The organism is Paenirhodobacter huangdaonensis, assembly GCF_004022465.1.
In the GTDB taxonomy this organism is placed as follows: Bacteria; Pseudomonadota; Alphaproteobacteria; order Rhodobacterales; family Rhodobacteraceae; genus Rhodobacter; species Rhodobacter huangdaonensis.
Map to the genome: position 1 here is coordinate 12,637 of NZ_SAVA01000005.1, position 24,296 is coordinate 36,932.

24 protein-coding genes and 1 tRNA gene are annotated in these 24,296 nt (G+C 69.6%); 7 read left to right on the forward strand and 18 right to left on the reverse strand.

Annotation, left to right across the window (positions count from 1 at the left end):
- Positions 1 to 27 precede the first annotated feature (27 nt).
- The 4 genes from EOW66_RS09535 to EOW66_RS09555 all read right to left on the reverse strand — a co-directional run bounded on the left by EOW66_RS09535 (position 28) and on the right by EOW66_RS09555 (position 4,345).
- On the reverse strand, positions 28 to 1,464 hold the full coding sequence (locus EOW66_RS09535; protein ID WP_128156155.1) for an NAD(P)(+) transhydrogenase (Re/Si-specific) subunit beta: 1,437 nt from the start codon (positions 1,462 to 1,464) through the stop codon (positions 28 to 30).
- Positions 1,465 to 1,482: 18 nt separating this feature from the next.
- A complete protein-coding gene (locus EOW66_RS09540) occupies positions 1,483 to 3,060 on the reverse strand; it encodes a Re/Si-specific NAD(P)(+) transhydrogenase subunit alpha (protein ID WP_128156392.1) in 1,578 nt (525 codons plus the stop codon).
- A gap of 284 nt (positions 3,061 to 3,344) precedes the next feature.
- Complete coding sequence (locus EOW66_RS09550; protein ID WP_128156157.1) at positions 3,345 to 3,821, reverse strand: methyltransferase family protein; 477 nt, start codon at positions 3,819 to 3,821, stop codon at positions 3,345 to 3,347.
- A gap of 14 nt (positions 3,822 to 3,835) precedes the next feature.
- Entirely contained in the window at positions 3,836 to 4,345 is a 510-nt protein-coding gene (locus tag EOW66_RS09555; RefSeq protein ID WP_128156158.1) for a hypothetical protein, read from the reverse strand.
- Between the two features lie 131 nt (positions 4,346 to 4,476).
- Between EOW66_RS09555 and moaA the strand changes: the two genes are divergently transcribed.
- The gene (gene moaA / locus EOW66_RS09560) at positions 4,477 to 5,487 is read left to right on the forward strand and encodes a GTP 3',8-cyclase MoaA (RefSeq protein WP_113901648.1); all 1,011 of its coding nucleotides are present in this window, start codon (positions 4,477 to 4,479) and stop codon (positions 5,485 to 5,487) included.
- Positions 5,488 to 5,572: 85 nt separating this feature from the next.
- Positions 5,573 to 5,980, forward strand: coding sequence for a universal stress protein (locus tag EOW66_RS09565; RefSeq protein ID WP_128156159.1), 408 nt, complete (start codon positions 5,573 to 5,575; stop codon positions 5,978 to 5,980).
- A gap of 114 nt (positions 5,981 to 6,094) precedes the next feature.
- Here the strand turns inward: EOW66_RS09565 and EOW66_RS09570 are convergent, their stop codons facing one another.
- Positions 6,095 to 7,273 (reverse strand): FAD-dependent monooxygenase, encoded by a 1,179-nt coding sequence (locus EOW66_RS09570; protein ID WP_128156160.1) that lies wholly within the window; start codon positions 7,271 to 7,273, stop codon positions 6,095 to 6,097.
- 103 nt (positions 7,274 to 7,376) lie between these two features.
- Entirely contained in the window at positions 7,377 to 7,799 is a 423-nt protein-coding gene (gene dksA / locus EOW66_RS09575; protein ID WP_113901645.1) for an RNA polymerase-binding protein DksA, read from the reverse strand.
- A 205-nt stretch (positions 7,800 to 8,004) separates the two neighbouring features.
- Between dksA and EOW66_RS09580 the strand changes: the two genes are divergently transcribed.
- The 3 genes from EOW66_RS09580 (at position 8,005) to EOW66_RS09590 (ending at position 9,807) form a co-directional block, all read left to right on the forward strand.
- Positions 8,005 to 8,850, forward strand: coding sequence for an AAA family ATPase (locus EOW66_RS09580; protein ID WP_128156161.1), 846 nt, complete (start codon positions 8,005 to 8,007; stop codon positions 8,848 to 8,850).
- A gap of 266 nt (positions 8,851 to 9,116) precedes the next feature.
- Positions 9,117 to 9,190, forward strand: a tRNA-Gly gene (locus EOW66_RS09585).
- A gap of 266 nt (positions 9,191 to 9,456) precedes the next feature.
- Positions 9,457 to 9,807: a RidA family protein gene (locus tag EOW66_RS09590; protein ID WP_128156162.1), complete on the forward strand. Its 351-nt coding sequence runs from the start codon at positions 9,457 to 9,459 to the stop codon at positions 9,805 to 9,807.
- A 125-nt stretch (positions 9,808 to 9,932) separates the two neighbouring features.
- Here EOW66_RS09590 and EOW66_RS09595 read toward each other — a convergent pair whose 3' ends face one another.
- Positions 9,933 to 11,099, reverse strand: a complete 1,167-nt coding sequence (locus EOW66_RS09595) for a M20 aminoacylase family protein (protein ID WP_128156163.1) — start codon at positions 11,097 to 11,099, stop codon at positions 9,933 to 9,935.
- 64 nt (positions 11,100 to 11,163) lie between these two features.
- On the reverse strand, positions 11,164 to 12,501 hold the full coding sequence (locus EOW66_RS09600; protein ID WP_128156164.1) for an NAD(P)/FAD-dependent oxidoreductase: 1,338 nt from the start codon (positions 12,499 to 12,501) through the stop codon (positions 11,164 to 11,166).
- A 154-nt stretch (positions 12,502 to 12,655) separates the two neighbouring features.
- Here EOW66_RS09600 and EOW66_RS09605 point away from each other — a divergent pair, with 154 nt between their 5' ends.
- Both EOW66_RS09605 and EOW66_RS09610 read left to right on the forward strand, forming a co-directional pair.
- The gene (locus tag EOW66_RS09605; protein ID WP_128156165.1) at positions 12,656 to 13,438 is read left to right on the forward strand and encodes an HAD-IIB family hydrolase; all 783 of its coding nucleotides are present in this window, start codon (positions 12,656 to 12,658) and stop codon (positions 13,436 to 13,438) included.
- A complete protein-coding gene (locus tag EOW66_RS09610) occupies positions 13,431 to 14,648 on the forward strand; it encodes a glycosyl transferase (protein WP_128156166.1) in 1,218 nt (405 codons plus the stop codon). The genes EOW66_RS09605 and EOW66_RS09610 overlap by 8 nt, the downstream gene beginning before the upstream one ends.
- Here EOW66_RS09610 and EOW66_RS09615 read toward each other — a convergent pair.
- The 10 genes from EOW66_RS09615 to EOW66_RS09660 all read right to left on the reverse strand — a co-directional run bounded on the left by EOW66_RS09615 (position 14,645) and on the right by EOW66_RS09660 (position 24,293).
- On the reverse strand, positions 14,645 to 16,294 hold the full coding sequence (locus EOW66_RS09615; protein WP_239017551.1) for a sugar phosphorylase: 1,650 nt from the start codon (positions 16,292 to 16,294) through the stop codon (positions 14,645 to 14,647). The two genes, EOW66_RS09610 and EOW66_RS09615, sit on opposite strands and share 4 nt — an antisense overlap.
- Before the next feature lie 256 nt (positions 16,295 to 16,550).
- Positions 16,551 to 17,573, reverse strand: a complete 1,023-nt coding sequence (hypE, locus tag EOW66_RS09620; protein ID WP_128156168.1) for a hydrogenase expression/formation protein HypE — start codon at positions 17,571 to 17,573, stop codon at positions 16,551 to 16,553.
- A 75-nt stretch (positions 17,574 to 17,648) separates the two neighbouring features.
- Positions 17,649 to 18,785, reverse strand: coding sequence for a hydrogenase formation protein HypD (gene hypD / locus EOW66_RS09625; RefSeq protein ID WP_128156169.1), 1,137 nt, complete (start codon positions 18,783 to 18,785; stop codon positions 17,649 to 17,651).
- Positions 18,782 to 19,072: a HypC/HybG/HupF family hydrogenase formation chaperone gene (hypC, locus tag EOW66_RS09630; RefSeq protein ID WP_113901634.1), complete on the reverse strand. Its 291-nt coding sequence runs from the start codon at positions 19,070 to 19,072 to the stop codon at positions 18,782 to 18,784. Before hypC ends, hypD begins: the two co-directional genes overlap by 4 nt.
- Before the next feature lies 1 nt (position 19,073).
- Positions 19,074 to 20,549, reverse strand: a complete 1,476-nt coding sequence (locus tag EOW66_RS09635) for a sigma-54-dependent transcriptional regulator (protein WP_128156170.1) — start codon at positions 20,547 to 20,549, stop codon at positions 19,074 to 19,076.
- Complete coding sequence (gene hypB, locus EOW66_RS09640; RefSeq protein ID WP_206363683.1) at positions 20,549 to 21,448, reverse strand: hydrogenase nickel incorporation protein HypB; 900 nt, start codon at positions 21,446 to 21,448, stop codon at positions 20,549 to 20,551. The genes EOW66_RS09635 and hypB overlap by 1 nt, the downstream gene beginning before the upstream one ends.
- Entirely contained in the window at positions 21,448 to 21,789 is a 342-nt protein-coding gene (gene hypA, locus EOW66_RS09645) for a hydrogenase maturation nickel metallochaperone HypA (RefSeq protein WP_128156171.1), read from the reverse strand. The genes hypB and hypA overlap by 1 nt, the downstream gene beginning before the upstream one ends.
- A complete protein-coding gene (locus tag EOW66_RS09650) occupies positions 21,782 to 22,666 on the reverse strand; it encodes a hydrogenase expression/formation protein HupK (RefSeq protein WP_128156172.1) in 885 nt (294 codons plus the stop codon). The genes hypA and EOW66_RS09650 overlap by 8 nt, the downstream gene beginning before the upstream one ends.
- Positions 22,663 to 23,469: a [NiFe]-hydrogenase assembly chaperone HybE gene (hybE, locus tag EOW66_RS09655; protein WP_128156173.1), complete on the reverse strand. Its 807-nt coding sequence runs from the start codon at positions 23,467 to 23,469 to the stop codon at positions 22,663 to 22,665. Before hybE ends, EOW66_RS09650 begins: the two co-directional genes overlap by 4 nt.
- Complete coding sequence (locus EOW66_RS09660) at positions 23,466 to 24,293, reverse strand: hydrogenase expression/formation protein (RefSeq protein WP_128156174.1); 828 nt, start codon at positions 24,291 to 24,293, stop codon at positions 23,466 to 23,468. The genes hybE and EOW66_RS09660 overlap by 4 nt, the downstream gene beginning before the upstream one ends.
- Between the last annotated feature and the right edge of the window lie 3 nt (positions 24,294 to 24,296).

Below are 24,296 nucleotides of genomic sequence, written 5' to 3' on the forward strand. Positions count from 1 at the left end.
GGCCTTTCGTCACGGTGCCGCTGCCGCTCAGCGCAGCAGATGCAGCAGCTCTTCGATCGACTTCTTCGCGTCGCCGTAGAACATCCGCGTGTTCTCCTTGTAGAACAGCGGGTTCTCGATGCCGGAATAGCCCGTGCCCTGGCCGCGCTTCGACACGAAGACCTGCTTCGCCTTCCACACTTCCAGCACCGGCATGCCGGCGATCGGCGAGTTCGGATCTTCCTGCGCCGCCGGGTTCACGATGTCGTTCGAGCCGATCACGATCGCCACGTCGGTTTCCGGGAAGTCGTCGTTGATCTCGTCCATTTCCATGACGATGTCGTAGGGCACCTTCGCCTCGGCCAGAAGCACGTTCATGTGCCCGGGCAGACGGCCGGCGACCGGGTGGATCGCGAAGCGGACATTCTTGCCCTTGCTGCGCAGGATCGAGGTCAGCTCCGACACCGCCACCTGTGCCTGCGCCACGGCCATGCCATAGCCCGGAACGATGATCACGCTGTCGGCGTCGCTCAGCGCATCGGCCACGCCCTGCGCGTCGATCGCCACCTGCTCGCCGGTGACTTCCATCGCCGGGCCCGTCGCGCCGCCGAAGCCGCCGAGGATCACCGAGATGAACGAGCGGTTCATCGCCTTGCACATGATGTAGGACAGGATCGCGCCCGAGGAGCCGACGAGGGCGCCGGTCACGATCAGCAGATCGTTGCCGAGCGAGAAGCCGATCGCCGCCGCGGCCCAGCCCGAATAGCTGTTCAGCATCGACACCACGACCGGCATGTCGGCGCCGCCGATGCCCATGATCAGGTGATAGCCGATGAAGAAGGCGAGCAGCGTCATCACGATCAGCGCCCAGACCCCGGCCCCGTTCATGAAGGCGATGAGCATGGCGAGCGACAGCAGCGCCGCCCCCGCGTTCAGCAGGTGACCGCCCGGCAGCTTCTTCGCCTTGCCGTCGACCTTGCCGGCAAGCTTGCCGAAGGCGACGACCGAGCCGGTGAAGGTGACGGCGCCGATGAAGACGCCGAGGAACAGCTCGACGCGCAGGATGTTCAGCTCGACCGCCGACTTGTGCGCGACAAGCGCGGCAAAGCCGGTGAGCGCCTCGCGCGCGGCCGCGTCCATGGCGCCGACGCGCGCCATCTCGAGATAGGCGTTATAGCCGATGAACACGGCGGCAAGACCGACGAAGCTGTGCAGCGCCGCGACGAGCTGCGGCATCTCGGTCATCTCGACCGTCTTTGCCACATACCAGCCCAGCACCGCACCGCCCGCGAGCATCAGCGCGATCACCCAGCCATGGCCCATGCCCGGGCCGAAGACCGTGGCGATGACGGCGAGCGCCATGCCGGTGATGCCGTACCACACCGCGCGTTTCGCGCTCTCCTGCCCCGAGAGGCCACCGAGCGAGAGGATGAAGAGAACGGCTGCAGCGATATAGGCAGCCTGAACGATACCGATGGAAAACATCTCAGTCCCTCCCCCCGATCACGATTTCTGGAACATGGCGAGCATCCGCCGGGTGACGAGGAAGCCGCCGACGATGTTGACCGTGGCGATCAGCACCGACAGCGCGGCGAGGATGACGACGAGCCAGCTGCCCGAGCCGATCTGCAGCAGCGCGCCGAGGATGACGATACCCGAGATCGCGTTCGTCACCGCCATCAGCGGCGTGTGCAGCGCATGGCTGACGTTCCAGATCACCTGGAAGCCGACGAAGCAGCTCAGCGCGAAGACCACGAAGTGCGACATGAACGAGGCCGGCGCAACCGTGCCCACGAGCAACAGCAGCACCGTGCCCACGGCAAGAAGCGCGACCTGCTGGCGGGTCGCCTTGCGGAAGGCCGCCTTCTCGGCCGCCTTGCGCTCCTCGGGGGTCGGCTCCTTGGCCTTCTCCTTCGGCTTGTGCGCGGCGATCGCCTTGATCTTCGGCGGCGGCGGCGGGAAGGTCACCGCGCCCTCGAAGGCCACGGTGGCGCCGCGGATCACGTCGTCCTCCATGTTGTGGACGATGACGCCATCCTTGCCGGGCGTGAGATCGGTGATCATGTGCCGGATGTTGGTCGCGTAAAGCTGCGAGGCCTGCGTCGCCATCCGCGACGGGAAGTCGTTGTAGCCGATGATCGTGACGCCGTTCTCCGAGACGATCTTCTCGCCCGGCACGGTCAGCTCACAGTTGCCGCCACGTTCCGCCGCAAGGTCGACGACGACCGAGCCACGCTTCATCGCGGCGACCATGTCGGCAAGCCACAGCTTCGGCGCGTCGCGGCCCGGGATCAGCGCCGTGGTGATGACGATGTCCATCTCGGGCGCAAGCTCGCGGAACTTCTTCAGCTGCGCTTCGCGGAACTCGGGGCTCGAGGGCGCGGCGTAGCCACCCGCCGAGGCGCCGTCCTGGGTCTTTTCCTCGAAATCGAGATAGACGAATTCGGCGCCCATCGATTCGATCTGCTCGGCCACTTCGGGACGCACGTCGAAGGCATAGGTGATCGCGCCAAGCGCGGTGGTCGTGCCGATCGCGGCCAGACCCGCGACGCCGGCGCCGACGATCAGCACCTTGGCCGGCGGCACCTTGCCCGCCGCCGTCACCTGACCGGTGAAGAAGCGGCCGAAGTTGTTCGCGGCCTCCATCACGGCGCGATAGCCCGCGATGTTCGCCATCGAGCTCAGCGCGTCCATCTTCTGCGCCCGCGAGATCCGCGGCACCATGTCCATCGCGATGAAGTTCGCGCCGGTTTTCTTCGCCAGTTCAAGGCGATCGGGGTGCTGGCCGGGGTAGAAGAACGAGATGACGGTCTGCCCCTTGCGCAGCCAGCCGTGTTCCTCGTCGGTGACCAGCGGGCGCACCTTGACGATGAAATCGACCTCGGCGAAAAGCTCTGCCACGGTCGGGATCACGGTGACCCCGGCCTTGCGGTAGGCCTCGTCCGAGAAGCCGGCGGCGTCGCCCGCCCCGGCCTCGATGAAACAGGAATGCCCCAGTTTTTGCAGCTGCAGCGCGGAATCGGGGGTCATCGCGACGCGCGATTCCCCCTCGAACGTCTCTCTCGGAGCGCCGATCTTCACGTGTTTCTCTCCCATGATTGCCCCCGGACCAATTTCAGCCGGGGGACACAAACGTGGCAAAATCTCCTTAGCACCGCGCAATAAAGTTTCACAAGCCGCGGAGACGGAGAAATCCTTGGAAAAAGGTCGCACCTGCGGCACGACCAAACAGTATACCTTTGAATACCGTTTGACCTGGATTTTTTTCATTCCCGATCAATGAATTGTCCCATGCATCTACACATGCCCCGGGGCCCGGACGCAAGCACCGGCCCGGAGGGTCGCGGCGTGACGTTGCGGCGGGGTCACAGCCAGCGGCGGGTGCGGGCGCAATAGGCCTTGTAGTCAGCGCCGAAGGCCGCACCGATCCAGGCCTCCTCGGCGCGGATGAAGCGGTGCGCGATGAAGGCCATGAAGACCGGCACCAGCGGCAGCGCGAGGCTTGCGCCCCACCACAGGTCGAGCCCGGCAAGCACGATCGCGTCGGCCAGATAGATCGGGTTGCGCGAGAGCGCGAAGACGCCGCCGGTGACCAGCGCCGCGGGCTGCCGGCGCGGGATCATCGTGGTGCGGTGCAGCGCCATCTGCAGGGCGGCAAGCGCCATCAGCCCCATCGCCGCGCCGATCAGAACCGCCCCGGCCGCGCGCGCGAATGGCAAGGATGGCAAGGGGAGTGGCAGGAGACGGCCGATCGCCCAGCTTGCCAGCGCGAAAAGCGCCAGCCACAGCGGCGGGATATCCGCCTCGCGCAGCAGCTCAGCAGGCGATCGGCGGCGCGCCATGCCCCCCGGCCCGCTCAGCTGCGCCAGACGACGATCTGCGCGAGATCGGAGGGCGCAAACCCCAGAAGCCGCAGCGCCGCAAGCGAGATCTGCGAGCCGGCGTTGCGGTCGCCGACCAGCGGCAGCAGATCGACCTGCACCGAGGCGCCGGTCTTCGGGTCCTCGATCCGGCCCTTGCCCGGGGCCTCGACCAGCGGCGTGCGGATCCAGAAGCCGGTCGCCGTCGGATCGCCGAGGCCCGCCACCGTGGTGCCAAGCCGCATCTCGCCCGGGATCGCCACGACGCCATTTGCGGCGATATGCGCGGCCGAGGTCGTGGTCGCCGATTCGGGCACGCCCGATTGCGGCATCGAGCCCGGCATCGGCCCGGCCTGCGGCAGCGGCGCGACATCGACCGTGCCCGGATCGGGCAGCGCCCCGGTCGCGGCTGCGGCGGTGTCGGCCGGCTTGCGCTCGTCCTTGCCCCCGCCACATCCCGCCAGCGCGATCGCCAGAACCGTGATCGCCACACCCGTCCGCTTCATTCCTGCCTCCGAACCCAAGTCCGGCGCAGACTAGGGGGCGGCGGGGCGCTCTGCAACAGCGCCGCGGCGTCGCGCACGCGGATGTGCGCGTGCGCTTGCCGGGCGGGGCCGCGCGCCCTATCTGGGCGCGCATGGAAACCGCGCCCCTCATCGACCCTTTCGCACGACCGATCACCTATCTGCGGGTGTCGGTCACCGACCGTTGCGACTTTCGCTGCAGCTACTGCATGGCCGAGCACATGCAGTTCCTGCCGAAGAAGGAGCTGCTCACCCTCGAGGAGCTCGACCGGCTGTGCACCGGCTTCATCGGGCTCGGCGTGCGCAAGCTGCGGGTGACCGGGGGCGAACCGCTGGTGCGGCGCGGGATCCTGAGCTTTTTCACCGCGATGGCGCGGCACCTCGAGACCGGCGCGCTCGACGAGCTGACGCTGACCACGAACGGCTCGCAGCTCGCCCGTTTCGCCGACGATCTTGCCGCGCTCGGGGTGCGGCGGGTGAATGTCTCGCTCGACACGCTCGATGCGACGAAATTCGCCGAGATCACCCGCTGGGGCCGCCTCGAGCCGGTGCTCGAGGGGATCCGCGCCGCAACCCGGGCGGGGCTGCGGGTGAAGATCAACACCGTGGCGCTGAAGGGCTTCAACGAGGACGAGCTGTTCGCCCTCGTCGACTGGTGCGGCGCCGAGGGGCATGACCTGACCTTCATCGAGGTGATGCCGATGGGCGAGATGGGCGAGGAACAGCGGCTCGAGCAATACTGGCCGCTGACCGACCTGCGCGCGCGGCTGGCCGAGCGCTTCACCGTCACCGAGACCGGAGAACGCTCGGGCGGGCCGGCGCGCTATGTGCGGCTGACCGAGACCGGCCAGCGCCTCGGCTTCATCACACCGCTGAGCCACAATTTCTGCGAAAGCTGCAACCGGGTGCGGGTGACCTGCACGGGCGAACTGTTCATGTGCCTCGGCCAGGAGGACAGCGCCGATCTGCGCGCGCCGCTGCGCGCCCGCCCGGACGATGACGCGGCCCTGATCGCGGCGATCCGCGCCGCGATCGCGCGCAAGCCGAAGGGGCACGATTTCGACTATTCACGCGCCCATGTTTCGGGTCAGATGAGCCGTCACATGAGTCACACCGGCGGTTGAGCCGCGGCGTGGCGTCCTGACCCAGATCAAGGCGCGCGGACAAGGAAGGCTCCAGTCTTCGCGCCGGACCAAAGGAGAATTCTCGATGTATTCCAACATCATCGTCCCCCTCGCCTTCGACGAGGACCACAACCCCGACACCGCGCTGAACGTGGCGCGCGCGCTCGCCTCGGACGGCGCGCGGATCACGCTCGTGCATGTCATGGCCGATGTGCCGGGCTATGCGATCTCCTACATGCCCGAGGGCTATGCCACCGAACTGCGCCAGACCCTGCAGCAGCAGCTGGATGGGCTTGCCGCCGATTTCGAGGCGGGCGCCGGGGTGATCCGGCAGGGCAATGCGGCGAACGAGATCCTCGATCTCGCCGAGGAGATCCAGGCCGACTGCATCGTCATCGCCTCGCACCGCCCGGGCTTTGGCGATTACCTGATCGGCTCGACCGCGGCGCGCGTGGTGCGCCATGCGCCCTGCTCGGTGATGGTGCTGCGCTGAGGCGGACGGAGGGAGGGGGCGCTGCCCCCTCTTTTGCCTGACGGCAAAATTCACCCCCGGGATATTTCGGGCGATTGGAACCATGCGGCCGGCACAGGTGGCCGGGCGGCAGGTTCAGGCGCCCGCACCGCCCGTCACATCGTAACCATAGACCCAGTCGAAGCGGCCAAGCAGCTTGCCCGGCACCAGCGCCGAAAGCGTGCGGATGCCCAGATGTCCCACCGTCCGGGGCAGCCCCGACAGGTGGTAATTGCGCGCGTTGCGGTTCGCGGCCTCGACGATGCGGGTGCAGCGCGGGGCGCGGGCGGCCTGATAGGCGGCAAGCGCCGCGCTGTCCTCGGTGTGCTGCGCAAGCGTCTCGGCCAGAACCCAGGCATCTTCCATCGCCATCACCGCGCCCTGCGCAAGGAAGGGCAGCGTCGGATGCGCGGCATCGCCCAGCAGCACCGCGCCATCGCCCCACCAGCGCCCGGCGACCGGGTGGCGGAAGAGCCCCCACAGCCCCGGCGCCTCGACCTGCGACAGCCAGTCCTGCACCTGCGGGCAGAACTCCTCGAAGGCCGCGCGCAGCGTCAGCGGATCGTCGGTGAGGCTCCAGCTTTCCTCGACCCAGCGGCGGCGCTCCTCGACCGCGACGATGTTGCGCAGGCCACGGCCGAGCGGATAGCTGACCAGGTGCTTGCCCGCGCCCATGAACACCTGCGCCACCTTCGGCGCGGCGTCGTCGCAGGGGATGAGCGCGCGCCAGGCGACCTGATGGGTGAAGAAGGGGGCGACCGCGCCATTCAGCGCCGCCCGCACCTTCGAATGCAGCCCGTCGGCGCCGATCAGCAGGTCGGTCTCGATCTCGGTGCCCTGCGCGGTGGTCAGCCGCGGCGCGCGCCCGGGGGCGAGCTCGACGGTCTCGATCTTTTGCAGCAGGCGGATCTGCACGCCCGCCGCGCGCGCGCCTTCGGCCAGAAGCTCGATCAGCCGGGCGCGGTGCAGGAAGCGGTATTCGGCGCCGGGCCGCAGCCGTGCGAGGTCGAGCCGCGCCACCCGCGAGGCCGTCTCGCCGTCGATCAGCTCGACCGCCTCGGCGCGCGGGCCCGCCGCCTCGAAGGCCTCGCCAAGGCCGAGCGCGCGCAGCACGCGCGCCCCGTTCGGCGAGACCTGCAGCCCCGCCCCCACCTCGCGGATCGCTTCGGCCTGTTCCAGAACGGTGACCTCGGCGCCGCGCAGCGCGAGGGCGCGCGCCACGGTGAGCCCCGCCACACCGGCACCGAGCACGGTGATCCTGCGTCCGATCAGCATGGTTCCTCCAGAAACGACTGCACCGGCACCATCGGGGTGCCGGTGCGACCTGTCCTTGCGCGAAATCAAACCCCGGGGCACCCCGCCGCCGGAACCGCCGCGATCAATCGTCGCGATGCACGCGCTCGCGCCGCTCGTGGCGTTCCTGCGCCTCGAGCGTCATCGTCGCGATCGGGCGCGCGTCGAGCCGCTTCAGGCTGATCGGCTCGCCGGTCATCTCGCAATAGCCGTATTCGCCGCTGTCGATGCGCCGCAGTGCCGCGTCGATCTTCGTCACCAGCTTGCGCTGCCGGTCGCGGGTGCGCAGCTCGAGCGCGCGGTCGGTCTCCTCGCTGGCGCGATCGGCGATGTCGGGCACATTGCGCGCCGATTCCGCCAGACCTTCAAGCGTTTCCGCGGATTGTTCGAGGAGCTCGTGTTTCCAGGCCAGCAGCTTGCGGCGGAAATACTCGAGCTGCCGTTCGTTCATGAACGGTTCGTCCTCGGCGGGGCGATAGTCATCCGGTAGAAAGATTTCGGCCTTCATTTCTGCCCTCACTCTTCTGCCGTACCGCAAGTCCGGCAGATTCCCTGCCCAAAATTCATGGCGCGCTCATACCGCAACGCCGGTGGGATGTCACGCCCCCGTTTTCACCCCGCGGCGCGGCGGCCGGGCGGACGCCGGGGCGGTTGCGGCCCGCGGCCCGCGCCGCTAGGCTTCGCCCCCGTGCCACAGCCAGCGGAGTTCGCCCGTGCGTTTCCAGTCGACCGACAGCTACGTCGCCCCCGAAGACCTGATCGTCGCGGTCAATGCCGCCGTGGCGCTCGAACGGCCCCTGCTGGTGAAGGGCGAGCCCGGCACCGGCAAGACCGAGCTGGCAAAGCAGGTGGCGCAAAGCCTGCGCCTGCCGATGCTCGAGTGGAACATCAAGTCGACGACGCGCGCGCAGCAGGGGCTTTATGAATATGACGCCGTCAGCCGGCTGCGCGACAGCCAGCTCGGCGAGGCGCGGGTCGCCGATGTGCGCAACTACATCCGCAAGGGCAAGCTGTGGCAGGCCTTCGAGGCCGAGGGCAAGGTCGTGCTGCTGATCGACGAGATCGACAAGGCCGATATCGAGTTCCCGAACGACCTGTTGCAGGAACTCGACAAGATGGAGTTCCATGTCTACGAGACCGGCGAGACGGTGCGGGCGCGCCATCGCCCGGTGGTGATCATCACCTCGAACAACGAGAAGGAGCTGCCCGACGCCTTCCTGCGCCGCTGCTTCTTCCACTACATCAAGTTCCCCGAGGCCGAGACGCTGAAGGCGATCGTGAAGGTGCATTTCCCCGGCATCAAGGAAGCGCTGCTGACCGCCGCGCTGACGCAGTTCTACGAGATCCGCGAGACGCCCGGGCTGAAGAAGAAACCCTCGACCTCCGAGGTGCTCGATTGGCTGAAGCTGCTGCTCGCCGAGGATCTGGCGCCCGAGGACCTGAAGAAGGAGGGCGCGACGCTGCTGCCGAAGCTGCACGGCGCGCTTTTGAAGAACGAGCAGGACGTGCATCTGTTCGAGCGCCTCGCCTTCATCGCGCGCCGTCAGCCCGGGCGCTGAAGGCGACGCGCCGGTTCCGCCCGGACCGCCGCAAGGGGGGCGCTGCCCCCCCTCGGCCTGCGGCCTCCCCCCCCGGGATATTTGACGCGATTGGAAGACGAGAGCCGTCCCGTGCTTCCAATCGCGTCAAATATCCCGGGGGTGAATTTTCCGCAGGAAAAGAGGGGGCAGCGCCCCCTGCCTGCGGCGTCGCTCTCGGCATGAAAATCCCGTTCGTCGCCGCTTGACGACGCCCGGCACTTGGCTTAGGTCTGCGCCTGCACCATGCGGGTATGATGTAATGGTAGCCTGTCAGCTTCCCAAGCTGAACGCGCGGGTTCGATTCCCGCTACCCGCTCCAGCATCTCCCTTCAGTCCGAAACCGGAAGCAGACGGCAAAGCGCCCCCTCCTCGGCGTCGCTGATGATCCTGACATGGCCTGCGCCGTCGACTGTGATGTCGCGCACACGCCGGCCGCGCCGGCCGACGGCAGCATTCCGATGATCCATCGCCACCGCATCGCGCCTTCCGTTTCGGGGCAGTCTGACATGCCGGAGCGTGCCGTGCACCCTTCCCCTTGGCCGCATCCGCCGCTATCAGGCGGAGACACAACCACAGGAGGGCCCGATGGCCGGGATCGAACGCATCGAATGCGGCGCACGGATGAGCGGCGCCGTCGTCTACAACGGGCTTGTCTGGCTGGCAGGCCAGGTCGGCACCCCGGGCGCCAGCGTCGCCGAGCAGACGCAGGCCGCGCTCGCCGAGGTCGACCGGCTGCTGGCACTGGCCGGCTCGGACAAGACGCGCATCCTCAGCGCGCAGATCTGGCTTGCCGACATCGCCGATTTCGCCGAGATGAACGCGGTCTGGGACGCCTGGGTGCCGCAGGGCGCGACGCCCGCGCGCGCGACCGGCGAGGCGAAGCTCGCCGCCCCCGACTACCGCGTCGAGGTGATCGTCACCGCGGCCCAGGCCTGAACCGCGCGCCCCGGGGCGAATGCCGGCGAGGGGATGCGGCGCGCCTTCCCTCGCTTCCAATTGCCGCAAATATCCCGGGGGTGAGCCCGCAGGGCGAGGGGGCAGCGCCCCCTGCCCTTGCGCCCTCAGTCCAGCGGCATCCGCGCCTCGATCATCCCCGCGTACCAGCTTGCCCCGAAGGGGATCGCCTCGTCGTTGAACTCGTAGCCGGGGTGGTGAAGGATGGCGCTGTCACCATTGCCGCAGAAGATATAGGCGCCCGGCCGCGCGTTCAGCATGTAGCTGAAATCCTCGGCCGCCATCTGCGGCGGAAAGCCGGTATCAACGCTGCCCGCGACCGATTGCGCAACGGCGATGGCGGCGCGGGTGGGCTCGGGCGCGTTCACCGTGGCGGGGTAGCCCGGCATCCAGTCAAGCGCGGCGCTTGCCCCCGCGGCCTCGGCAGTCAGCGTGGCGATGCGGCGCAGCTGCGCCTCGGCCGCCGGGCGCAGATCGGGGTCGAGCGTGCGCAGCGTGCCGCGCAGCTCGGCCGTCTGCGGGATCACGTTATAGGCCCCCGTCCCCGCCCGCAGCGTGCAGACCGACAGCACGACGGGTGCAAGCGGGTCGGTCAGCCGCGAGGCCACCGTCTGCAGCGCAACGACGATCTGGCTTGCGACCAGCACCGGGTCGATCGCCTGATGCGGTTTCGCGGCATGGCCGCCGCGGCCGGTCACGGTGATGCGGAACTGGTCGCAGGCCGCCATCACCGCGCCGTCGCGGATCGCGAAGGTGCCAAGCGGCACGCCGGGCCAGTTGTGCATACCATAGATCTCGTCGATGCCGAAGCGCTCCATCAGCCCGTCGCGCACCATTTCGTCGCCGCCGCCGCCGCCCTCCTCGGCGGGCTGGAAGACCAGCACCGCGGTGCCGTCGAAGGCGCGGGTCTCGGCCAGGTATTTCGCCGCGCCGAGCAGCATCGCCATGTGGCCGTCATGGCCGCAGGCGTGCATCTTGCCGGGCGCGGTCGAGGCATGGGGCAGCCCCGTCTCCTCCTCGATCGGCAGCGCATCCATGTCGGCGCGCAGCCCGATCGCCCGGCCCCGGCTGTCGGTGCGGCCGCGGATCACCGCGACGACACCGGAGCGGCCGATCCCCTCGACCACCTCATCGGCGCCGAAGCTGCGCAGCAGTTCCGCCACCCGGCCCGCGGTGCGCGGCAGGTCGAACATCAGCTCGGGGTGGGCGTGGAAATCGCGCCGCCAGGCGATGATCTCGGGCAGCAGTTCGGCGAAGCGGTTCTTCACGGGCATCGGGCACCTCCAGACGCGCCAGCCTGCGGCAGAAGCGGCGCGCCGGCAAGCCCCTGACACGCCGTCAGAAGGTCGGGCCGAGATCCATCTTCGTGCCGTCCGAAAAGCGGGTAAGGCGGAACCGGCGCAGGTCGTGGCCCGGGTCGCGGCCCAGCATCCGCGCCGCCATCACCCGCCCGATCGCTGGGCCGATGCCGAAGCCATGCCCCGAGAGCCCGGTGGCGATGAAGAGGCCGGGCACCGGGCTTTCGTCAAGCACCGGCACGGTGTCGGGCATCACGTCGATCATCCCGGCCCAGGAGCGGATCAGCCGCGGCACGCCAAGCGCCGGGAAGGCCCGGGCAAAGCCCGCCTGCACCTCCTTCAGCCGCGCCAGATTCGGCGCGGGGTCGAGGACGCGCCGCCGCTCGAACGGGCTTTCCTCTTCCTCGCTCCAGTGCCGCGGCGTGGTCCAGCCATCGGGCCAGCCACGCCCGGGCGCCCAAGGGCGCAGCCGGGTCTTGGCGCCGTCGCGGCGGATCTGCGGCAGATAGCGCAGCAGGTTCCGAAACGCGTCGGGGCCGATGTAGAAATCGTGCCAGGTGCCCGAGGCGAGGGTGTAGCCGCCGTCGAGCCGGCGCCGCCAGGCGAAGATCTCGTCGGTGGCCGCGACCTGCGCCACCTCGGGCAGCGGCTCGGTCTGTGCGACGGTCGAGCGCACCGCAAGCTGCGGCAGCCGCACCCCCTCGCGCGCGGCGAAAAGCGACGACCAGGCGCCGCCCGCCAAAAGCACCTGCGGCGCGGCGATCCGGCCCAGTTCCGTCACCACGCCGATCACCCGCCCGCCGGCGCGGTCCAGCGCGCGCACGGCGCAATTCTCGACGATCTCCACGCCCGCGGCGACGGCGAGGCGGGCAAGGAGCGGCACCGCCACCCAGGGCTCGGCGCGCGCGTCGGACGGCGTGATCAGCCCCGCCGCCCACCCCGCCGTCGAGGACAGCGCCGAGAGCTCGGCGCGCGACATCAGCCGGCTTTCAAGCCCGTGCTCGGCCGCCAGCCGCACCCAGGCCTCATAGCCCGCGACGGCGGCGGGGTCATGCGAGAGATAGGCGACGCCGGCGCGACGAAAGCCGAGCTCGGGGCCGATCTCGGCGGCAAATCCCTGCCACAGCGCGAGCGCCTCGAGCATCAGCGGCAGCTCGGCCGGGTCGCGGCCCTGGGCGCGGATCCAGCCCCAGTTGCGGCTCGACTGTTCGCCCGCGATCCGGCCCTTCTCGCACAGCACGACGCGCTGGCCCGCCTGCGCGAGATAATAGGCCGTCATCACCCCGGCGATGCCGCCGCCGATCACCACCACGTCGGCCTGCGCCGGCGGCGGGCCCGGGTAAACGACGCGCTCCGCCTCGGAAATCACGAATGCCATCTGTGCCCCCTGCTGTGCCGCCCCGAAGCTCGCGCCGCGGCGGGCCCGCGTCAAGCCCGATGCCGCAGTGCGGCACAATCTGTCTCCCGCGGTCCACGGCGGGTTGGCAGGCGCGGACCGGGGCGTTAGGCTTTCCGCAGACGAAAGGATCCCGGTGAACCTCCTGATCTTCAGTGACCTCGACGGCACCCTGCTCGATCACGCCAGCTATGATTTCGCCCCGGCGCGGCCGATGCTCGCCTGGCTTGCCGCACAGAACGTGCCGGTGGTGCTCGCCTCCTCGAAGACCGGGGCGGAGATTGCCGGCTGGCAGGCGCGGATGGGGCTTGGCCGCTGGCCGGCGATCGTCGAGAACGGCGCGGCGCTGCTCGAGGGCGCGCCCGACGACACGGGCTATCGCGCGATCCGCGCGGCGCTCACCACCCTGCCCGCGCCGTTGCGCGCGCACTTTCGCGGCTTTGGCGACATGAGCGTGGCCGAGGTGGCGGAAGTGACCGGGCTGCCGCCCGGGGAAGCGGCGCTCGCGAAGCAGCGCGCCCATTCCGAGCCCGGACTATGGTCGGGAACCGAGGCGGAGGCCGAGGCCTTCCTGGCCGCCCTCGCGCCCCACGGCCTTTCGGCGCGTCGCGGCGGGCGGTTCCTGACGTTGTCGCAGGGCGGCACCAAGGCCGGGCGGATGGCCGAGCTGATCGCCCGCTTCCGGCCCGAGCTGACCATCGCGCTTGGCGATGCGCCGAACGACACCGAGATGATCGCGGCCGCCGACCGCGGCGTCATCGTGCGCAACGATGCCGGCACGCCCCTGCCCCGCCTCGCGGGCGAGGACAGCGGCCGCATCCTGCGCACCACCCGCTCCGGGCCCGAGGGCTGGGTCGAGGGGCTGACACGGATCCTGCGCCAGACCGGGATCGCCACAACAGGAGAGGCCCATGGCTGACTTTCACCAAAACGGCAATATCGCGCAGTTCCATGACCTGCGCACCCGGCCGCTCGAGGAACTCGAATACCGGCTCGAGACCTTCGCCCAGACCCGCAAGATCAGCCTGATCCTGCCCTCGCTCTTTTCCGAGCTGGAGGGGGCGGCGCTGGCGAAGATCCTCGACGAGCTCTCGAAGGTGAAATACCTGCATCGCATCATCATCGGCCTCGACCGCGCCGATGCCGCGCAATTCGCCGAGGCGAAGCGCTTCTTCGCGCGGCTGCCGCAAAACCATGTGGTGATCTGGAACGACGGGCCGCGGGTGCGCGCGGTGATGGAGCGGCTGGCAGCGCAGGGCATCGGCCCGATCGAGCCGGGCAAGGGCCGCAATGTCTGGGGCTGCATCGGCTATCTGATCGCCTGCGCCGACAGCGCGGTGATGGCGATCCACGATTGCGACATCACCACCTACGACCGCGGAATGCTGTCGCGCCTCGTCTATCCGGTGCTGCATCCGCAGCTGCCCTATCACCTGTCGAAAGGGTTTTACCCGCGCATCGGCAATGGCCGGCTGGGCGGGCGGGTGACGCGCAACCTGGTCAGCCCGCTGCTGATCTCGCTGAAGAAGGTGGTGGGCGACCGCGACTACATCGACTACCTGCGCGCCTTCCGCTATCCGCTCTCGGGCGAGGTCGCGATGCGCACCGCCTCGCTGCCGGACCTGCGGCTGCCGTCGGACTGGGGGCTCGAGATCGGGGTGCTGTCGGAGGCCTGGCGCAACCTCGGCCCGCGCGCCGTGTGTCAGGTGGAAATCGCCGACAGCTATGACCACAAGCATCAGGAGCTGTCGCACGAAGACGCGCAGACCGGGCTCAACCGGATGTCGATGGACATCTGCAAGGCGATCTTCCGCAAGCTCGCCGCCGATGGCACGGTATTCTCCTCGAACATCTTCCGCACGCTGAAGGCCACCTATTACCGCCGCGCGCTCGACATGCTCGAGGTCTATTCGCATGACGCGATGATGAACGGGCTCGCCTTCGACCGCCACGCCGAGGAGAAGTCGATCGCGCTTTTCGCCGAGAACATCACCAATGCCGGGCAGGTCTTCCTCGACACGCCGCAGGAACAGCCCTTCATCCCGAACTGGAACCTCGTCCATGCCGCCGACCCCGAGCTGATGGCCGATTTCCGCGTCGCCGTCGCCGCCGATCAGGCCGGGGCCTAGCCGGTGTTCGCGATCCAGCGGCACTGATAGGGGGCGAAGGCGATCGTGCCGTCGGGGTCGATCGCCTCGCCCGAGAGCAGGTCGCGCCAGTCCTCGTCGGCAATCAGGTTCAGCGAAAAGGCGTCGATCACCACCGTCTCGGCCGAGACGTTGTGCAGCGCGAAGATCGACTGGCCGCGGTCGAGCGACTGCCGCCAGACGCACAGCAGCCGGTCGTCGGGGGCCAGCGTCAGCTGCGTCGCATTCGGGTGAAAGCCGGGCTGGCGGGCGCGGATGCGCAGCCGCCGCTTCATCTCGGCCATCACCTGCGCGGCGGCCGTCGCCGGATCGTCAAGCCGCGCGCACAGCGCGGGATAGCTCCAGCGGTGGCGGTTGATCGCCCGGTTCATGCCGCGCTGCGCCACCGCCGTGTGGTCGTTTTCGGTCGCGGTGAAGGAATGGATGTAGAAGGCCGGAATCCCCTCGAGCGACATCACGATCGTCTGCGAGCACAGGAAGCGCGCGATCCGGTCGCCCTCCTCGCCCGCGAAGGTGCGGCGCATCGCGTCGAAATAGCTGCAGTTGAGCTCGTAGGGCGCCTCGCCGCCGCCCGGCAGCGCCCGCATCGACACCAGCCCGCCGTTGTCGCGCACGCAATCGATCATCGCCGCGATCTCCTCGGGCGGCAGGATGCCCTCGACCGGGCGCATGCCGATGCCATCATGGCTCGCGGTGAAGTTGAAATAGGCGCAGCCCAGCGGCGCCGGCGGCATTGCCCGCAGCCAGCGCCGCAGGTAGCGCACATTGCCCGACAGCATCGCATGCAGCACGAGCGGCGGCAGCGGGAACTGATAGACCATATGCGCCTCGTCACGCCGGCCGAAATAGCTCAGGTTCTCGGCCTTGGGCACGTTCGTCTCGGTCAGCAGGATCACCGGCTCGGTCGCGTAATCCGCAAGCAGCCGCATCAGCTTCACGATCGCATGGGTCTGCGGCATGTGGATCGAGGGCGTGCCCGGCGCCTTCCACAGGAAGGCCACCGCATCGAGCCGGATGATCCGCACGCCTTCGTCGATATGCAGCCGCAGGACGCGCAGGATCTCGAGCAGCACCTCGGGGTTGCGGAAATCGAGATCGACCTGATCGTGGCTGAAGGTGCACCAGACATGGCGCGGCCCCATCGCCGTCGTCACCGCGCGCAGAAGCGGCGAGGTGCGCGGCCGCACCACCGCGCTCAGATCGTCCTCGGGCGAGGCCTCCATGAAGAAGCGGTCATAGGGCGGCTGACCCTGGAGATAGGCGGTGAACCAGGCGCCCTGCGACGAGACATGGTTCAGCACCATGTCCGACATCAGGCTGAAGGCCGCGCCGATGCGGCGGATGTCGGACCAGTCCCCAAGCGCGGGGTCGACCTCGCGGTAATCCATCACCGCGAAGCCGTCGTCCGAGCTTGACGGGAAGAAGGGCAGCACATGAACGCCGTCGACCACCCCGGTCATCTCGCGCCGCAGGAAGTCGTGCAGCAGATCAAGCGGCTTGTGCGCGCCGTCCTCGATCGAGTTGCCATAGGTGATGACGATCGCGTCGCGTTCCGACCACAGGTTGTTCGAGGGCCGGCGCGGCCGCTGCCGGCGCGTGCGCCCCTCGGGCCAGAAGGCGGCAAGCACCGCGCGGGCAAGGTCCCCGGCATCGCGGGCGGGATAGATCTGCTGCAGAAGTCCCCGGAGATGGGTCTGCAGAATGGCATGTCCGGCGGGCCTGTCGATCGCTCGGGTCCTCCTGTGGCGCGGGCGGCGTGTGCCCCATCAGACCCCGCCCCGGCACCAAGGTAAAGACCCGATGCGCCGCTGGCGCCGCCCGCCCCGCCCCTGCCCGCCCGGGCGGCAAGCGCCGGGCAGGACTGCCACTTTTCGCGCCGCGCGCTCAGCAGATGCGCGGCAGCTGCTCGCCCACCAGCATGTCGACGATCCGCGCCCCGCCAAAGGCCGTGCGCATCCGCACCTGCCCCGGGTGCGCCGCAACCGCGGCGCCGATGATGCAGGCGCCCTGCCCCTCGGGCCGCGCCCGCATCGCAGAGAGCGCCGCCTCGGCCTCGTCCCCGGGCACGAAGACGACCAGCCGCCCCTCGTTCGCAAGATACAGCGGATCGAGCCCGAGGATCTCGCACATGCCCGAGACCTCGGCGCGCAGCGGCAGCGCCTCTTCCGAAATCTCGATACCGCAGCCCGCCGCCGCCGCGATCTCGTTCAGCGCCGAGGCGAGCCCGCCGCGGGTCAGATCCCGCGCCGCCCGCGCCCCGGGCGCCGCCGCCAGCACCGCCTCCATCAGATGGCCAAGCGCCGCGCAATCGCTCTCGAGCGCGGTCGAAAGCGCCAGATCGCCGCGCGCGGCAAGGATCGTCGCGCCGTGATCGCCGAGCACCCCGTTCACCAGCGCGACATCGCCCGGCCGCACCCGGGCCGCGCCCATCTCGCGCCCGGGCGGCACCACGCCGACCCCGGCGGTGGTGACAAAGACGGTATCGCAGGCACCGCGCCCGACGACCTTGGTGTCGCCGGTGACGATCCGCACGCCGGCGGCCTCGGCCTCGCGCGCCATGGTGGCGACGATGCGGCGAAGCAGCGCGATCTCGGTCCCCTCCTCGATCACGAAGGCGGCCGAGAGCCACAGCGGCCGCGCGCCGCTCACCGCCAGATCATTCACCGTGCCGCAGACGGCGAGCTTGCCGATGTCGCCGCCCGGAAACTCGAGCGGCGTCACCACGAAACCGTCGGTGGTGAAGGCCAGCCGCGCCCCGGGTTCGGCGAGCGCCGCGGCGCTCAGCTGCGCCGCGTCCTCCATCCCCGGCGGCTCGAAGACGGCGGTGAACACCTCCTCGATCAGATCGCGCATCGCCGTGCCGCCGCCACCATGGGCCAGCGTCACCCGTTCGTCCCGCAATGCCATTTCATCTTGCTCCAAATACCTCGGGGGTCCGGGGGCAGCGCCCCCGGGCGGGTCGGGGGCGTCACGCCCCCGAACTCATTCCGCCGCGGCCCGCGCCCCGCCATATTGCCAATAGGCCGCACAGGCGCCCTCGCTCGACACCATCAGCGCCCCCAAGGGCATCTCGGGGGTGCAGCCGCGGCCGAATTGCGGGCAGTGCACCGGCTTCATCCGCCCGGTCATCACCGCCCCGCAGGCGCAGCCCTCGGGGTCGGCAAGTTCCGTGCGCACGCCGGCATAGCCCACGCCGAATTTCTCCTCGGCGTCAAAAGCCCTGTAGGCGGGCCGGATCCGCAGCCCCGAGGCGTCGATCTCGCCCAGCCCCCGCCACTCGAAGGAGGGCCGCTTCTCATAGACATCGGCGATCGCGGCAAGGCTCACGGCATTGCCATGCTCGGGCACGACGCGCGCATACTGGTTCTCGACCTCGGCCCGCCCCTCGGCGATCTGGCGCAGCACCATCATCACCGATTGCAGCAGGTCGGTGGGCTCGAACCCCGCCACCACAATCGGCTTGTGATAGTCGCGCGCGATGAAATCATAGGGGTGGATGCCGATCACCATGCTGACGTGACCCGGCCCGATGAAGCCGTCAAGCCGCATGTCGGGGTCATCGAGCAGCGCCCTGATCGGCTCGGGCACGGTGATGTGGTTGCAGAAGACCGAGAAATTCGCCAGCCCCTCGCGTGCCGCCTGCTGGATCGCCAGCGCGGTCGAGGGCGTCGTCGTCTCGAAACCAAGCCCGAAGAAGACGACCTCGCGATCGGGGTTGCGGCGGGCAAGTTCGAGCGCATCGAGCGGCGAATAGACCATGCGGATATCGGCCCCCGCGGCCTTCGCCTGCAGCAGCGAGCGTTTCGAGCCCGGCACCCGCATCGCGTCGCCGAAGGTGGTGAAGATCACCCCGGGCTTCCCGGCGATCTCGATGCACTCGTCGACGCGCGCGCGCGGCAGCACGCAGACCGGGCAGCCCGGGCCATGCACGAACTCGACCCCCTCGTGCACCAGCTTGTCGAGCCCGTAGCGGAAGATCGAATGGGTGTGGCCGCCACAGATCTCCATGATCGCGACGGGCGTGTCGCGGGTCGCGCCGATCGTGTCGGCGAGCTGCGCGATCTCGGCCAGCAGTGCCTTCGCGGCCTTCGGGTCGCGGAATTCGGAGGCGAATTTCATCCCCGTCCCTCCAGCGCCGCGTCACCCTCGGCCATCTGCGCCAGCGCCTCCTGCGCCTCGCCCAGATCGTGGAGCGCGGCAAGGGTCTTTGCCGCCTCCTCCTCGTCGATCAGGCTCATCGCGAAACCCACATGAATGAGCACCCAGCGGCCGAGCAGCGCCTCGAGCGGCCCCTCGGCGACGCAGGCCACGTTCACCTCGCGCCGCACCCCCGACACCTCGGCCATCGCCATCAGCCGCCCCGCGTCGGTGATCGCCACGATCTGTCCCGGAATCCCCAAGCACATCTCAGACCTCCTCCTCCTCGCTCGCCGCCGAGGGATCGATGATCCCGTAACGGTCCAGTTTCGCCCGCAGCCCAACCCGCGACAGACCAAGCTCGGCCGCCGCCCGGCTCTTGTTCCAGCGCTGCCGCGTCAGGGTCTCGCGCAGGATCCGCATCTCGATCAGCTCGATGCGGTCCTTGAGCGAGCCCTCGGCGGTCATCACCTCTTCCGCGGCCCGGTCCGCCCCCTCGTCCGAGGGCGCCGCCTGCAGGATATGGCGCGAGATCAGCTCGGCGCCCAGCACATTTTCCTGCGCGAAGATCAGCATCCGCGTGACCTCGTTCGTCAGCTCGCGCAGATTGCCGGGCCAGTCGTAGTTTTCCAGAAACTCGAGCGCCGCCGCCTCGAAGCCGAGGATCGGCTTGCCATGTGCCCCGGCGGCGTCCGACAGGATCGCCTGAGCGAGCATCGCGACATCGCCGCGCCGCGCGCGCAGCGGCAAGAGCGTGATCTCGCCAAGCGCGATGGCATAATAGAGATCGGCGCGAAAGCGGCCCTCGGCGACCGCGCTGCGCAGATCGCAGGCCGCGCCCGCGATCAGCCGCAGGTTGGTGCTGACGCTCTCCTGCCCGCCGACCGGGGTGATCGTGCCCTCGGCCAGCATCCGCAGCAGCGCGAGCTGCAGCGCCGGGCTCGCCGCCTCGAGCCCCGCCAGATAGAGCGTGCCGCGGTCGGCCTTCTGCGCCAGCCCGATCCGCGCCATGCCGCCCGGCAGCACGCCGCGCTTTGCCCCGAAGAGTTCGATCATCGCGAGTTCCTCGGGCATGCCGGCGATCGAGAGTTCATAGAACGGCTTGTCCGAGCGCAGCGAACCATAGTGCATCGCCCGCGCCATCTGCCCCTTGCCGGTGCCCGGCTCGCCGGTCAGCAGCACCGGCACGTCGAAGGTCGCGTATTGCCGCGCGAGCTTGACCGCCGCGTTCATCGCCGAGTTCGGGCTGCGCAGGATGGTCTCGAACCCCATCCCCTCGCGCAGCGCGCGGCGGCGCTTCTCGACCCGGGTCTCGGTCGTGGTGTTCAGAAAGCGCATCTCGAGCGACAGCCGCTCGTTCTCGCGGGCGAGCGCGAACATCTTCGCCGCGTTGCGCGCCGCCGCCAGAAGCTGTTCGGGGTGCCAGGGCTTGGCGATGAACTGATGCACCCCCGCCTCGTTGATCGCCGCCACCATCGAGTTGCTGTCGGTATAGCCGGTGATGACGATGCGCACCGTCTCGGGCCAGCGCTCGCGCACCTCGGTCAGGAAGTCGACACCCGAGCGCCCGGGCATGCGCTGGTCGCAGAAGATCACCTGCACCCACTGATCCTCGAGCACCGCGATCGCCTCGTCGGCCGAGAGCGCGGTCAGAATCTCGAACTCGTCCTCGAGCGCCATCTTCATGGCGAGGGCCGAGTGCGGCTCGTCATCGACAAGCAGGATCGCCGGGGTGGAGGCCGCCATCACGCGCCCTTCCGCGCCAGGCCCGCGCGCAGCCAGTCGAGCCAGGCCTGCATCCCCTCGCCGGTGCGGGCCGAGACGCGCAGCACCTCGATCGCCGGGTTCACCCGCTTCACGTTCGCCTCGTAAAGGTCGAGATCGACGTCGCAATAGGGCGCAAGATCGACCTTGTTCAGGATCGCAAGCCCCGCCGCCGCGAACATGTCGGGGTATTTCAGCGGCTTGTCCTCGCCCTCGGTGACGCTGAGGATGGCAACCTTGGCGTCCTCGCCGAGGTCAAAGGCCGCCGGGCAGACGAGGTTGCCGACATTCTCGATGAAGAGAAACGCGCCCTCGGGCAGGCCAAGGCGCGCAAGCGCCGCCTCGACCATCCGGCCATCGAGGTGACAGCCCTTGCCGGTGTTCACCTGGATCGCCGCGGCACCGGTGGCGCGGATCCGGTCGGCGTCGTTCGTGGTCTGCTGGTCGCCCTCGATCACCGCCAGCGGCACCTCGCCCAGCATCTCGATGGTGCGGCACAAAAGCGTGGTCTTGCCCGAGCCGGGCGAGGACACGAGGTTCGTCGCAAAGGCATGGCGCGCGGTGATCGCAGCGCGGTTGCGGGCAGCGAAGGCGTCGTTCTTCGACAGGATGTCGGTCTCGATCTCGATCAGCCGCTCCTGGCTCATGCCCGGAACCTCGGTGCCCGCAGGGCCGTGGCCAAGGTGGATGTCATGGCCCCCCTGCGCGTGGCCGTGGTCATGCAGCGCCCCGCCAAGAGCCGGGATCGCCACGCTTTGCAGCGGTGCGGGATGGGGCGCGGGATGGGGCGCAAGCGCTGCCCCCGCCTGCCCGGTCTTTTCCAGATGGGCGCGGAACGCGTCCTCCACGCTGTGTCCGCCGCAACCGCAAACCGTGCACATCAGAGCACCTCCAAATCCTTGATCCGCATCTCTTCGCCGCCCTGCACGAGCAGCTTGCCGCCGCCGCACTCCGGGCAGGGATCGAGACGGTGGCGGATCTCCACCGCCGCCCCGCAGTCATAGCACAGCGCCTTGCCGGGCAGCTCGATCACCTCGAGCGCTGCGCCCTCGGCGACCGAGCCACGCATCACCACGTCGAAGGCGAAGTCGAGCGCCTCGGTCTCGACGCCGGCAAAGCGGCCGATCTCCAGCCGCACCCGGGTGACGCGCGAAAACTCGTTCGCGCGCGCCGCGTCCTCGATCACCTCGCGGATGCCCTCGGCAATCGACATCTCATGCATCGGTCAGCTCCCGCAGATCGACCGCCACGCAGGGGTCGAGAAGATCGACGACCAGCGCCGCAAGCCCTGCCTTCGCCGCGGGCAGCGTGGCAAGCGCGCGTTCAAGCGCCCCGCCCGGGGCCAGCAGGTGATCGGTGGGCGTGACGCGGGCGAGCGCCGTCACCCGCCCGGCCTCGGTCTCGGCGCGCAAGGCATAGGTGCCGCGTGCCGCGGCGACCAGGGCGGTGCCGTCGTCGGTCAGCCGCGCCGGGCGCGGCGCGGCGCAGAAGGCATCGAGATCGACAAGCCGGCCAAGGGCGCGCCAGAGCGGCCCGCGCCCGAAAGCGGCCTCGGCGGCGCGCATCAGCGGGTCCTCGGCGACCCGCCCGGCGGGCGAGTTCTCCTGTGCGGTGAGCGCCATCGGCTCGGTCAGCGGCGGCAGGTCGGCGGTCGCCTCGCCGGGCGCGAAACGCGCCGCAATCTCGGCCAGAAGCGGCGCCATGCCGCGGCCCGTGGCAAGCCAGCCCGCCAGATCCGCGGGCTTGTCACCGCCCCAGAGCGCCACGCTCAGCCCCGCGCCACCCTCCGCCCAGCCCGTGGGCAAAGGCCGCGAGTCAAGGCCCAGCAGCCGCGGTCCGCTCAGGCACAGCTTCGCCAGATGGTCGCGCAGGATCTCGCGCCGGGTGTCGGCGGCATCGGCCGGCAGGCCGAGCGCCAGCCGCGCCGCCAGCCCCTGCGCTGCGCCGCACAGGTTGAAGAGCCGCGGCAGCAGCTGAGCCACCTCCCCGGCCGGGCGCCCGCGCATCAGCGCCGCGACCGGCAGCGGCGCGGGCGGCACGATCTGCACCGCAAGCGCCGCGCCCGCCGGGCGCAGGGTGATGGCGAGCGCCGTGCTCATGCGGCCCCCTCGGGCGCCGGGTCGTCGGCGAGCCCCGCCGAGATCAGCCGCCGCCGCGTCGGCGCCACCGCCTCGGCCATGTCCTCGGCCTCGGGCGCCTCGGCCGCTGCAAGCTCGGCCTCCCGCCCCGCGCGGATCTCGGCGGCGCGATCGGTCTCGGCCCGGTTCCCGGTCTTGAAAAGTTCGACCATGATCGCCCGGGCGACGTCGCGCGCCTGCATCTGGGTCTGGAAATCGCCCATCGGCGAGAACAGCGAGCACGCCTTGTAGCCGCCGCCCATCTCGCGCACGTTGTGGATGAACTCGTAACGGCCCGAGGGGAAGTCAATCGCCTCCTTCGCGCCCGGGGTCAGGGTGGACCAGTCCTCGCCCTCGGCGGGCAGCAGGATCAGGTTCATGAACCACGGGCTGACCAGCACCCCGAGCGCCCGGCCCTCATGGGCGACAAAGCCCACCGCCTCGACCGAGAGCGCCTTGTTCACCAAGGGCACGTCGCGCATCTTGGCGTTCCAGATCTCGCGGAAATCGGCCGCCAGACGCTCGGCCTGTGCCGCCACCCGCTGCGCCGCAAGCAGCGCCGGCGCGCCCGGGTCCTCGCGCACCATGAACTGCGCCTTCGGCGCGTCGCAGGTCGGGCAATGCCAGTCCTCGGGCAGCGCGGCAAAGGGCGTGCCGGGCAGGATCTGCCGGCTGTCGTCGCCCTCGGCCGGGTCATAGGGCGTCCAGCAGATCTTGCATTCCATCACCGCGCGCGCCGAAATCCGGTCGTTCGCGCCAAGATACGAGCCCTCGAAGCCGGTCATCGGATCGCCTCCAGAACCTCGCGGATGCGCCCGCCGCTGTCCTCGAGATCCTCGCGCGCCGCCATCGCCACCTCGGGCATCGCCGTCACCTCGAAAGTGTCGAGAATAAGCGTGTCCATCGAGTTGAAGAACTGCACGCGCCAGACATGCGTGAGCCCGGTCGCGGTGATCCGGCAATTGCCATAGCCGCGCGAGAGAATGGTCACCGCGCCCTCGCCAAGCGCGGCGTCAAGCCAGAGAAGATCTTCCTCGGTATGCGGCAGCAGCGTCAGGTTGATGACATGCGGCAGCCCGCCCGCGAAGCGCGCCGAGTGGTCCTCGAGCTCGGCCATCAGCGCGGGGGCGTTCACCACGCCCGCGGGGCGCGGATGGCGCGCGCCGCGCGCGGCGCGGAAGGGCTCGAAGGCGCGCGAGATCGCGGCGGCGGGCACCGCGCCCACCTCGATGTGGTCGATGCCGGCGCCGATCACGCTCCAGACGCCCGCGAAGACGCTTTCCTGCACCGCAAGCGCCGGGATGCCGCGGATCTTCATCGCCACCTCGCCCTGCCCCATGGTCTCGGCAATGAGCGCCCGGTTCGGCGCATCGAGGGGCGCAAGGTCGAACCTTGCCATGCCGCCCGCGGCGCAGACCGCGGCGGCATCGGCGATCTCGGCCAGAAGGGCCAGCGCCGGGCCGAGGTCAGTGGCATCCTCGACCTCGGGCAGATGCGTCGAATAGGTGCGCATGCCGTCGGGCAGCTGCATGTAATGCAGCTCCTCGCCCTCTTCGGGCTGCGAGCCCGGACCGAACCCGACGGGCGGCAGGTGGAAATTGGAAACCATCGG

Bases quoted from the DNA above. Each gene is read 5' to 3' on its own strand.
- hypA (WP_128156171.1), bottom strand. From the start codon at position 21,789: ATGCATGAGATGTCGATTGCCGAGGGCATCCGCGAGGTGATCGAGGAC.
- dksA (WP_113901645.1), bottom strand. From the start codon at position 7,799: ATGAAGGCCGAAATCTTTCTACCGGATGACTATCGCCCCGCCGAGGAC.
- EOW66_RS09535 (WP_128156155.1), bottom strand. From the start codon at position 1,464: ATGTTTTCCATCGGTATCGTTCAGGCTGCCTATATCGCTGCAGCCGTT.
- EOW66_RS09610 (WP_128156166.1), top strand. From the start codon at position 13,431: ATGGCTGACTTTCACCAAAACGGCAATATCGCGCAGTTCCATGACCTG.
- EOW66_RS09650 (WP_128156172.1), bottom strand. From the start codon at position 22,666: ATGAGCACGGCGCTCGCCATCACCCTGCGCCCGGCGGGCGCGGCGCTT.
- EOW66_RS09635 (WP_128156170.1), bottom strand. From the start codon at position 20,549: ATGGCGGCCTCCACCCCGGCGATCCTGCTTGTCGATGACGAGCCGCAC.
- EOW66_RS09550 (WP_128156157.1), bottom strand. From the start codon at position 3,821: ATGGCGCGCCGCCGATCGCCTGCTGAGCTGCTGCGCGAGGCGGATATC.
- hypC (WP_113901634.1), bottom strand. From the start codon at position 19,072: ATGTGCTTGGGGATTCCGGGACAGATCGTGGCGATCACCGACGCGGGG.
- moaA (WP_113901648.1), top strand. From the start codon at position 4,477: ATGGAAACCGCGCCCCTCATCGACCCTTTCGCACGACCGATCACCTAT.
- EOW66_RS09555 (WP_128156158.1), bottom strand. From the start codon at position 4,345: ATGAAGCGGACGGGTGTGGCGATCACGGTTCTGGCGATCGCGCTGGCG.
- hypD (WP_128156169.1), bottom strand. From the start codon at position 18,785: ATGAAATTCGCCTCCGAATTCCGCGACCCGAAGGCCGCGAAGGCACTG.
- hypE (WP_128156168.1), bottom strand. From the start codon at position 17,573: ATGGCATTGCGGGACGAACGGGTGACGCTGGCCCATGGTGGCGGCGGC.
- EOW66_RS09600 (WP_128156164.1), bottom strand. From the start codon at position 12,501: ATGGCATTCGTGATTTCCGAGGCGGAGCGCGTCGTTTACCCGGGCCCG.
- EOW66_RS09565 (WP_128156159.1), top strand. From the start codon at position 5,573: ATGTATTCCAACATCATCGTCCCCCTCGCCTTCGACGAGGACCACAAC.
- hybE (WP_128156173.1), bottom strand. From the start codon at position 23,469: ATGACCGGCTTCGAGGGCTCGTATCTTGGCGCGAACGACCGGATTTCG.
- EOW66_RS09570 (WP_128156160.1), bottom strand. From the start codon at position 7,273: ATGCTGATCGGACGCAGGATCACCGTGCTCGGTGCCGGTGTGGCGGGG.
- hypB (WP_206363683.1), bottom strand. From the start codon at position 21,448: ATGTGCACGGTTTGCGGTTGCGGCGGACACAGCGTGGAGGACGCGTTC.
- EOW66_RS09590 (WP_128156162.1), top strand. From the start codon at position 9,457: ATGGCCGGGATCGAACGCATCGAATGCGGCGCACGGATGAGCGGCGCC.
- EOW66_RS09595 (WP_128156163.1), bottom strand. From the start codon at position 11,099: ATGCCCGTGAAGAACCGCTTCGCCGAACTGCTGCCCGAGATCATCGCC.
- EOW66_RS09660 (WP_128156174.1), bottom strand. From the start codon at position 24,293: ATGGTTTCCAATTTCCACCTGCCGCCCGTCGGGTTCGGTCCGGGCTCG.